The 9,137-nt window shown below is 67.6% G+C and carries 7 protein-coding genes; 4 read left to right on the forward strand and 3 right to left on the reverse strand.

From position 1 onward, the window contains the following. A partial coding sequence (locus D7X74_RS16410) for a class I SAM-dependent methyltransferase (RefSeq protein WP_147446583.1) occupies nt 1-869 on the reverse strand: 869 nt, incomplete at its 3' end. Nucleotides 870-1,315: 446 nt separating this feature from the next. Here D7X74_RS16410 and D7X74_RS16415 point away from each other — a divergent pair. Next, nucleotides 1,316-2,308: an aldo/keto reductase gene (locus D7X74_RS16415; RefSeq protein ID WP_120533914.1), complete on the forward strand. Its 993-nt coding sequence runs from the start codon at nt 1,316-1,318 to the stop codon at nt 2,306-2,308. Nucleotides 2,309-2,331: 23 nt separating this feature from the next. Then, the gene (locus tag D7X74_RS16420; RefSeq protein WP_120533915.1) at nt 2,332-2,919 is read left to right on the forward strand and encodes an NAD(P)H-binding protein; all 588 of its coding nucleotides are present in this window, start codon (nt 2,332-2,334) and stop codon (nt 2,917-2,919) included. Nucleotides 2,920-2,931: 12 nt separating this feature from the next. Here the strand turns inward: D7X74_RS16420 and D7X74_RS16425 are convergent, their stop codons facing one another. Together D7X74_RS16425 and D7X74_RS16430 are read right to left on the reverse strand one after the other, a co-directional pair. Continuing rightward, nucleotides 2,932-5,082 (reverse strand): ATP-binding protein, encoded by a 2,151-nt coding sequence (locus D7X74_RS16425; protein WP_120533916.1) that lies wholly within the window; start codon nt 5,080-5,082, stop codon nt 2,932-2,934. A gap of 8 nt (nt 5,083-5,090) precedes the next feature. Continuing rightward, the gene (locus D7X74_RS16430) at nt 5,091-5,531 is read right to left on the reverse strand and encodes a response regulator (RefSeq protein WP_120533917.1); all 441 of its coding nucleotides are present in this window, start codon (nt 5,529-5,531) and stop codon (nt 5,091-5,093) included. Between the two features lie 294 nt (nt 5,532-5,825). Between D7X74_RS16430 and D7X74_RS16435 the strand changes: the two genes are divergently transcribed. Further along, nucleotides 5,826-6,575, forward strand: a complete 750-nt coding sequence (locus tag D7X74_RS16435) for an ATP-binding protein (RefSeq protein WP_120533918.1) — start codon at nt 5,826-5,828, stop codon at nt 6,573-6,575. Further along, nucleotides 6,572-9,118, forward strand: a complete 2,547-nt coding sequence (locus tag D7X74_RS16440; protein WP_147446584.1) for a response regulator — start codon at nt 6,572-6,574, stop codon at nt 9,116-9,118. The genes D7X74_RS16435 and D7X74_RS16440 overlap by 4 nt, the downstream gene beginning before the upstream one ends. Nucleotides 9,119-9,137 lie beyond the last annotated feature (19 nt).

Genomic DNA, 9,137 nt, shown 5'->3' on the forward strand with positions numbered 1-9,137 from the left:
GGCTGGGGCCGCGCGGGGCCGGGCGCCGACGCCGCTTCGAGCGCAGCGGCGCGCAGCGATTGCACGCGGAGGGCCCGCTCACTCTCGCTCTCCTCGCTTTCGACGCGCCTCAGGCTGACGAAGAACTCGATATCCCCTGGAGGGGTCGACGCGAAGTCCGCGAGCTGGAACGGGAACATCCCCAGTTCCGCCAGGGTGGCAGCGGCCTCCAGGAAGGAGCGCGGAGTGAAGACCCAGCAGTGCACGTCCGTGTAGCCGGTTGCCGCCACCGCTTCCCGAGACTTCTCAAGCGCATTCTGGAGCGTGCCGGAGCACGGAAGGTGCTCCGCGTCGATGGCGCCACTCCACATGGCCTGCGCGTCCACCTGGCAGTAGCAGGCCCAGAAGTCGAAGACCTGCTTCACGGTGGGCCCGGTGCGGCGCGACAGGAAGGCGTCCACCAGCTCCCCGGGGGTGCTCTCCGGACGCTTCGCATCGAAGCAGAAGCGCTTGTCCGGGATGGCCAGCGAGACGACGCCGCCGGGACGCAACGCCTCGCGCAGGTCCCCCAGCCAGCTCACGGGGTCCGGCACATGCTCGATGACGTGGCTCGCGAGCACGAAGTCCACCCGCCGGTCGCCCAGCGCACCGGACAGCGTTCGCGACGAAAGGTCCACGTCCACGTCCACGATGGTCGCGGTGTCCCAACCGTGCCCCGCGTACTTGCGCCGGAGCACCTCGGTGCTCGCGTGGTCGGCATAGAGAATCCGCCCAGCGTCACGCGTGACGATAGGACTGGCGAGCGGCCCTATCTCCACCCCCTCCATCGTCGAGAGGTGGATGGCTCCCAGCAGTCGCTCCTGACGATTCTTCACCTGCACCGGCGGCATCGACGCATCCCCATTCTTTCGCGGCCCACCATCATGCCAGCACCCTCCTACGGCCTCCAACTTGTCTTACCGCGCATAATGCATCTGGCATTGTCCGTGACGGCACGGCCACGCATGTCGGGCGGTCGCGCCAGTGCCTCTGGCACCAGGACCGACGCGCGTCATCGCACCACCGGCACTTGCGCGAGTTGGGGAGGAGATTGCACGTCAAGTGCCGGTGCGCGTCAGCAAGCCTCCAGGTGGAACGCTCTGGGACCCACTGGACGCGCTGACCGGCCACCCGCAGAAGTCCTACGCGTGGCCGGGCCACCTCCTCAAGGAGCGGGTGCTCACTGTGAAGCCTTGCTTAAGAGCCCATTGGACTGACCGCGCGTAGTCATCCGGGACATCGCGGCGTACTTCTCCTGGTGAACGGGGCCTGACCCCATCACGAAGGAGTACGGACCCTGCGAAAGCGGAGATTGGGAAAGGGCGGCCTGGAGGTCTCGGCGCTCGGGTTTGGTGTCATGGGACTGAGCGCCAATCTGGGCCCGGCGACCGAGCAGCAGGAGGCGATTGCGCTCCTCCGGACGGCCGTCGAGCGCGGCGTCACGTTCTTCGACACGGCCGAGGCCTATGGCCCGTTCACGAACGAGGAACTGCTTGGCAAGGCGCTCGCCCCACTGCGCGCCCAGGTGGTGATCGCCACCAAGTTCGGCTTCAAGATCGACCCTTCCACGGGTGCCCAGACCGGTGTGGACAGCCGGCCTGAACACATCAAGCAGGTCGTCGAGGCCTCGCTCAAGCGCCTCAAGACCGACCACATCGACCTGCTCTACCAACACCGTGTCGACCCGGCCGTGCCCACCGAAGAGGTGGCGGGCGCCGTGAAGGCGCTGATCCAGGAGGGCAAGGTCAAGCACTTCGGCCTTTCGGAGGCCGGCGCGACGACGATCCGCCGGGCCCACGCCGTCCACCCCGTGACGGCGGTCCAGAACCAGTACTCGCTGTGGACACGAGAGCCCGAAGCGGAGGTGCTGCCGGTATGCGAGGAACTCGGGATCGGCTTCGTGCCGTGGGGCCCGCTGGGCACGGGCTTCCTCACGGGGAAGATCGACGCGAACGCGAAGTTCGACAGCTCCGACCTGCGAAGCACGTTTCCTCGCTTCGCCCCGGAGGCGCTGAAGGCGAACCTGGCCTTCGTCGAGATGCTCCGCGAGTTCGCGGCGCGGAAGAAGGCAACGCCTGCCCAGATTGCCCTCGCGTGGCTGCTCAGCCAGAAGCCCTGGATCGTGCCCATCCCCGGCATCAACAAGCTGGAGCACCTGGACGAGAACCTCGCCTCGGTGGACGTCGTGCTCACCCGCGACGACCTCCGCGAAATCGACCTCGCCGCCGCGAAGATCAAGCTGCAAGGGGCCAGGCTCTCCGAGGGGCTGCTGAGCCTGAGCGAACAATGAACAGCAAGAACGGAGCTTCACCCATGAGCAATGTCTTGATCCTCGGAGCGAACGGCGGAATTGCCCGTCACGCCACCGCCCTGTTCCTGAAGGAAACCCAGGCCCGGTTGACGCTCGGCCTGCGCAACGCGGCCCGGCTGAAGAACACCCATCCCGAGCGCATGCGCATCATCGAATGCGATGTCCTGGATGTTGAAAGCCTGAAGACAGCCATGGCCGGACAGGATGTCGTCTACGCCAATCTGGCGGGCGACCTGGAGCGCATGGCCAGGAACATCGTGAAGGCCATGGACGCGACGGGCCTCAAGCGCCTCATCTTCATCAGCTCCATGGGAATCTACGATGAAGTCCCCGGAGAGAAGTACGGCAGCATCCTGGAGCCGTATCGACGGGCGGCCGCGGTCATCGAGGCCTCGGACCTCGACTACACGATCCTGCGGCCCGCCTGGTTCACCCATGACGATGAGACGGACTACCAGACCACCCAGAAGGGCCAGCCCTTCAAAGGCAGCCAGGTGTCCCGGAAGAGCGTCGCGGCCCTGGTGGTCAAGCTGGCGGAGACGCCAGGATTGGAAGTGCGTCGCAGCCTGGGGGTGAGCAAGCCCGGATGAAGAACCCGGGGGCTACACATGCCCCCTGGGACGCTTGGGCCAGTAGATGTGGAACGTGGCCCCCGCCCCTACTTCGGACTCGATGGCCACGCGCCCTCCCCGCGTCTCGACAATCTTCTTCACCACCGAGAGCCCGATCCCCGTCCCCTCCACCTTGTCGCGCGCCTCCAGCGTCTGGAAGATGCCCCAGATGCGGTCGTGGAAGCGGGGGTCGATCCCCGGCCCGTTGTCCTTCAACGTGAAGTCGTAGAAGTCGTCCGCGTCCGCGCAGGCAATGTCGATCCTCGCGTCCGTCCGGCCCGCGTGCTTGAGGGCGTTGCTCATCAGGTTCAGGAACACCTGCTGCAACGGCACCCGCTCCACCTGGAGCGTGGGCATTCCCCCTCCAATCACGATGCTCGCCTCGGGGCGCGGCGCGAGCAGGTCCCGGCTCTCCGCGAGCAGCGCCCCCACGTCCACCGTCTCCAGCTTCTCCCGGGTCCGGCTGACGCGGGAGTAGCTCAGGATGCCGTTGATCAGCGCCTCCAGCCGGTGCACCCGTCCCCGGAGCAACCCCATCTGGTGGCGCGTCTCTTCGCTCATCTTGTCCGCCATCCCCTCCTCGATCCACTCCGACAGGCTCGCGATGCCTCGCAGCGGCGCCTTGAGATCATGGGACGCGACATAGGCGAACTGATCCAGGTCCTGGTTCGTCGCCTCCAGTTCCTGGGTGAGCCGCTCGGAGCGCTGGCGTGCGTGGACCTGCTCCGTGACCTCGAAGGCGATGACGGAGATGCCTTCAATGGTCCCCGACGGGTCGTAGATGGGCTGGTAGATGAAGTTGAAGAAGTAGTCCTGGACCTGCTCCGTGCGACGCAGCGGCACCTGGAGCTCGTTGCCGAAGAACGGCTCTCCCGTGGAGTACACCCGGTCCAGCAACGGGACGATGACCTCCTTCAGCTCCGGCAGCGCCTCCCGCAGGGGCTTGCCCACGACGTCCCGACCGCCGAGCAGCTCGATGTAGCGCGCGTTCGCGAACTCGAAGACATGGTCGGTTCCTCGCAGCACGCAGATGCCCGCAGGGGCTTGCAGGAAGAGGGTCTCCAGCCGCGAGCGCTGCCGCTCCGCCTCCGCGAGCGCCGCCTGCTCCCGGGCCAGCAGCCGCGTCCTCTCCTCGAACACGCGCGCGCTGGAGAGCGTCGTCGCGACATGGCCGGCCGCCAGTTCGAAGAAGTCCCGGTACGCATCATCCAACGAGCGCCGCGGGTTGACCCCCATCACCAGGAAGCCCTGCAGCGTGCTCTCTCCCGAACGGAACAGCGGGAGCACCAACGCCTCCCGGGACGGTTCAGGCCACGCACCTCCGGGCCAGGGGGCGTGCGCCTCCGGAAGCGCCACGCGCACAAGGCGCTGCGTCTGGACGACCTCCGCGAAGGGCCAGGTGCTCCCCTCCGCCACGGCAAGCTGCTCGGAGCCCACGAACCCCATGGAGGCCGACAGCGTGGGCTCCGCGTCCTCGGGGGCGAGCTGGTAGAGCAGCGCGAACGACACGTCCGCGATGCCCGCCCCGAGCGTCTTCATCGCATGCTCACAGGCCTCCTTCACCGTGGCCGTGGCCGCCGTCTGCGCGCCCAGGTCGCGCAGCAGACGCAGGCGGCGCTCGCTGAGCAGACGTGGCGTCGTTTCCGCGCAGGCGCAGAAGATGCCACCCACCGAGCCGTCCTCGTTCCAGAGCGGCGCGTAGGAGAACGTGAAGTAGGTCTCCTCCAGATACCCGTTGCGCCACATCATCAACGGGAAGTCCTCCGACCACGTCGCCTTGCCCGTGGCGCGGACGCTTTCGAGCATGGGACCGATGACGTCCCAGATCTCCCCCCAGCACTCCCAGCCAGGGCGCCCCAGGAACTGCGGGTGCTTGTGCACGCCGAGGATGGGGCGGTACGCGTCGTTGTAGAGGCGCGCGAACTGCGGTCCCCACCAGATTTCAATGGGGTGCCGGGACGACAGGCAGATGCTGACCGCCGTGCGCAGGCTCTGGGGCCACTGCTCCACCGGGCCCACCGGGCAGCTTGCCCAGTCGAACTCCCGCATGCGCCGCGCCATCTCCCCGTCCCCGGTGAGGAAGGGTGCGTCCTGGAGGAGCTGTCCGTCCGCGCGAAGGCCGCTGGGGTTCAGGTCTCGCATGTCACCACTCAGGGCATCTCCACCAGGGTCCAGTACTTGTTCAGCGTGGCCATCACCTCCACGAAGCTCAGGAACGTCACCGGCTTGAGCAGGTAGCCGGCGACGTTGAGATCGTACGCGTCGATCTTGTCGCGCTCGTTCGCGGAGGTGGTGAGCACCACCACCGACGTCGTCCGCAACAGGGGATCCGCTCGCAGCGCGCGCAGGAACTCGATGCCGTTCATCTTCGGCAGGTTGAGATCCAGCAGCACCAGCCGGCGCCCTTCCGGCACCGTCCCGTTGCGCAGCGCCTCCAGCCCTTCCAGGCCGTTGGAGGCCACGTAGAGCGGGTTGGCGATGTGGTTCTTGCTGAAGGCACGGCGGACGTTCATCACGTCCACCTCGTCGTCCTCGATGAGCAGGATGTTCAAGGTCTTGTCGCTCTTGTCGCCAACAGTGGGAGCGCTCATCCGGGTCCTTCGAGCTTGGGACAATTGCGTTTCGAGAGGAGCCCGAGCGGCGCCCTTCTAGCTTTCACATTCCTGCTCGAGGCAACGGATGGCCCCCCGCTGTTTCCTTCCCGACACGCGGGAGGATGCCTGCTCGGCCGCACTCCAAGCGGGCACGCAGGTCTCTGTTCTCCAACCAACCGGGACGCGGATTGAGGATCCCAGCACCGGCCCGGGCTCTGCCTTGATAGGCGGCTGCTTCCATGGGGGCCGCCGGCGTCGAGAGCGCCAGCAGCCCACGCTGGATTCCTCTTCATGGACGACACCCAGAAGCCGAAAGAAGCCCTCATTGCTGAAGTCCATGCGCTCCGCGAAGCCCTGCGGAGGAACAGCGCCGACCTCGACCAGTTCGCCTACGTCGCCAGCCACGACCTCAAGGCCCCCCTGCGCGGAATCGCCAACCTGTCGCAGTGGCTCGAGGAGGATCTGGGACCCCGGCTCGGGGAGGAGTCGCGCCGGCAGATGGAATTGCTGCGCGGGCGGGTGCACCGGATGGAGGCCATGCTCGACGGGCTGCTCGAGTTCAGCCGCGCGGGCCGCGCTTCGCACGCACCCGAAACCGTCGACGTGGGCGTCCTGATCCACACGGTGATGGCGCGCCTTCCGGATGGAGACACGGCACGGCTCGAGGTCGGCACCGAAATGCCGACGCTCTTCACCGAGCGACTTCCGCTTCAACAGGTCTTCTTGAACCTTCTTTCCAATGCCCTGAGGCATGCCCGCGGCGAGGGCCTGAGGGTGCGGGTCGAGGCGCGGGAGGCGCAGGGCTTCCAACACTTCTCGGTGACGGACAACGGTCCGGGCATCGCGCCCGCGTACCACGAGAAGATCTTCGCCCCCTTCCAGACGCTCGTCGCGCGCGACAAGGTCGAGGGCTCCGGCATGGGCCTGTGCGTGGTGAAGAAGCTGGTCGAAAGCCGGGGCGGTCGCGTGTGGGTCGAGTCGTCCGAGGGCGCGACCTTCCACTTCACCTGGCCCCGGCGGATCGAGGCGGAACGCTCGTGAGTGATGCTCCGGCGCCTTCGCGCCCCATGGATGTTCCGGACACGGGTGAAGCGCTCAGGCTGTTGCTCGTCGACGACGACGAGGTCGACCGGCTCATGGTCCGGCGGCTGCTGCGCCAGGGAGCCATCGTCGCGGAGGTGGTGGAGGCCACCCGCGGCGCCGAAGCGCTCGAGCACCTGGGCAAGCAGTCCTTCGACATCATCCTCCTGGACTTCCTGCTGCCCGGAGAGGATGGGCTCCAGGTCCTGCGGGAGCTGGGAAGGCGGGGGCCGCGCTCCCCCATCATCGTGCTCACCGGCCAGGGGAACGAACAGACCGCCGTCGAGCTGATGAAGGCGGGCGCCTCCGACTACCTGTCGAAGTCGAAGCTGACCGCCGAACACCTGGGGCAGAGCCTGCGTCAGGCCATGCGGCTGCACCTGGCGCAGCAGCAGCACCGGGCACTCGCGGAGGCCCTTCCGCAGATCGTCTGGACGTCCGGCCCCGACGGACGCCCCGACTACTTCAACCAACGCTGGTACGACTACACCGGCCTGCGCGCCAGACGCTCACGGGAGGAGACCTCGAAGGAGCGACATGTGGCCCGCGAAGTGCTCCACCAGGATGACATCCCGCGCTTCCTCGGCCAGTGGAGCGAGAGTCGCCAGTCGGGAACGTCCTTCGAGTGCGAAGGCCGCATCCGTCGCCACTCGGACGGCGCCTACCGCTGGCATCTCATCCAGGCCGTGCCCCTGCGCAATGCGCACGGTCGCATCATCCAGTGGCTGGGCACGTGCACGGACATCGATGATCAGAAGCGCGCGGCGGAGACGCTCAGCTTCATGGCGGAGGCGAGCACCATGCTCACCGCCTCGCTGGAGATGTCCGTCACCCTGGAGCGACTGGCCGCGCTGATCCTCCCCCGGCTGGGAGACTGGTGCGCCGTCTACCTCCTGGAGGATGACGCACCCGTGCGCCAGGCGATGGTGGCCCATGCGGATCCGTCGCGGGTGCCCCTGCTGCGGGAGCTGCACCGTGAGTTCCCTCCTCCTGCCACCGCCCGCCGGGGCATCTCCCAGGTGCTGCGCACGGGCGAGGCCGAGTTGGAGCCCGAGCTCACCGATGAACACCTCCAGGAGGCCCTGGGCTCCGTGGAGGCCCTGGGCTCCGACGGGCAACTCCGGCCGGGTTCGTGGCTCGTCGTCCCGCTGTGGGCGCAGCGTCGGGTCTTCGGCGTGCTCCAGGTGTGCGCATCGCGTCCAGGCCGCCGCTACACCGTGCGCGACCTGGAGCTGGTGCAGGAGCTGGTGCGACGGGCGGAGATCGCCATCGACAATGCCCGGCTGTTCGAGATGGCCAAGGCCGAGCACCTGGTCGCCGAACAGGCCAACCGCGCCAAGGACGAGTTCCTCGCCGCCGTCTCCCACGAGCTGCGCACGCCGCTGATGGCCATGCTGGGCTGGACGCGGATGCTGCGCTCGGGACAGCTGGCGCCGGAGAAGCATGCGCGGGCCCTGGAAGCAGTGGAGCGCAACACCCAGGTACAGACCCAGCTCATCGAGGACCTCCTCGACGTGTCGCGGATCATCACCGGGAAGCTGCGGCTGGAGATCCAGACGGTGAATCCCGGCGACTGCATCGAGGCCGCGCTGGACTCGGTGCGCCACGCGGCCGAGGCGAAGGGCGTGACGCTGCACTCCGACCGTTCCCCGGACGTGGGTTCCCTCCACGGCGACTCCGACCGGATCCAGCAGATGGTCTGGAACCTGCTCTCCAACGCCATCAAGTTCACGCCGAAGGGTGGACAGGTCACCGTGCGCCTGCGACGGGCGGAGGGAAACGTCCGCATCGACGTGGAGGACACGGGCCAGGGCATTCCCAGGGGCTACCTGTCCCAGATCTTCGAGCGCTTCTGGCAGGTCGACGGAAGCTCCACGCGCAAGCATGGAGGACTGGGACTGGGGCTGGCCATCGTGCGGCACCTCACCGACCTGCACGGAGGTTCCATCGAGGCCTTCAGCGAGGGTGAGGGTCAGGGCTCGCGCTTCACCCTGACCCTGCCCCTGGCGAAGGCCACGACGGGCAAGGTGGAGCTGCCCCTGCCGTCCACCGCGCGACTGGACATCCCCCTCCTGCCGATGACGGTCCTGCAGGGTCTCCAGGTGCTCGTGGTGGACGATGAGCCCGATGCCCGGGAGCTGCTCTCCGTGGTGCTGGAGGGCCGTGGGGCCGTGGTCATCACCGCGGCCAGCGCCCGGGAGGGATTCGAAAAGCTGCGGCTCTTCCGCCCCCAGGTGGTGCTCTCCGACATCGGGATGCCCGGCGAGGATGGCTACTCCCTCATCCGCAGGCTGCGCGCGCTGCCCGTGGACCAGGGTGGGCAGACGCCGGCCATCGCGCTCACGGCCTTCGCCCGGATGGAGGACCGCACCCGGGCGCTGCTCGCGGGCTTCCAGATGCATGTGCCCAAGCCCATCGATCCCGCGGAGCTGGTGAGCGTGCTGGCCACGGTCACCGGCCGGAATGCCCGTGCGGAAGAACGCCGACGGGGAAATTCCGCCTGAGTGATTGAGCGGCGGATCC

This window comes from Corallococcus sp. CA047B (genome assembly GCF_003612065.1).
Taxonomy (GTDB): Bacteria; Myxococcota; Myxococcia; order Myxococcales; family Myxococcaceae; genus Corallococcus; species Corallococcus praedator.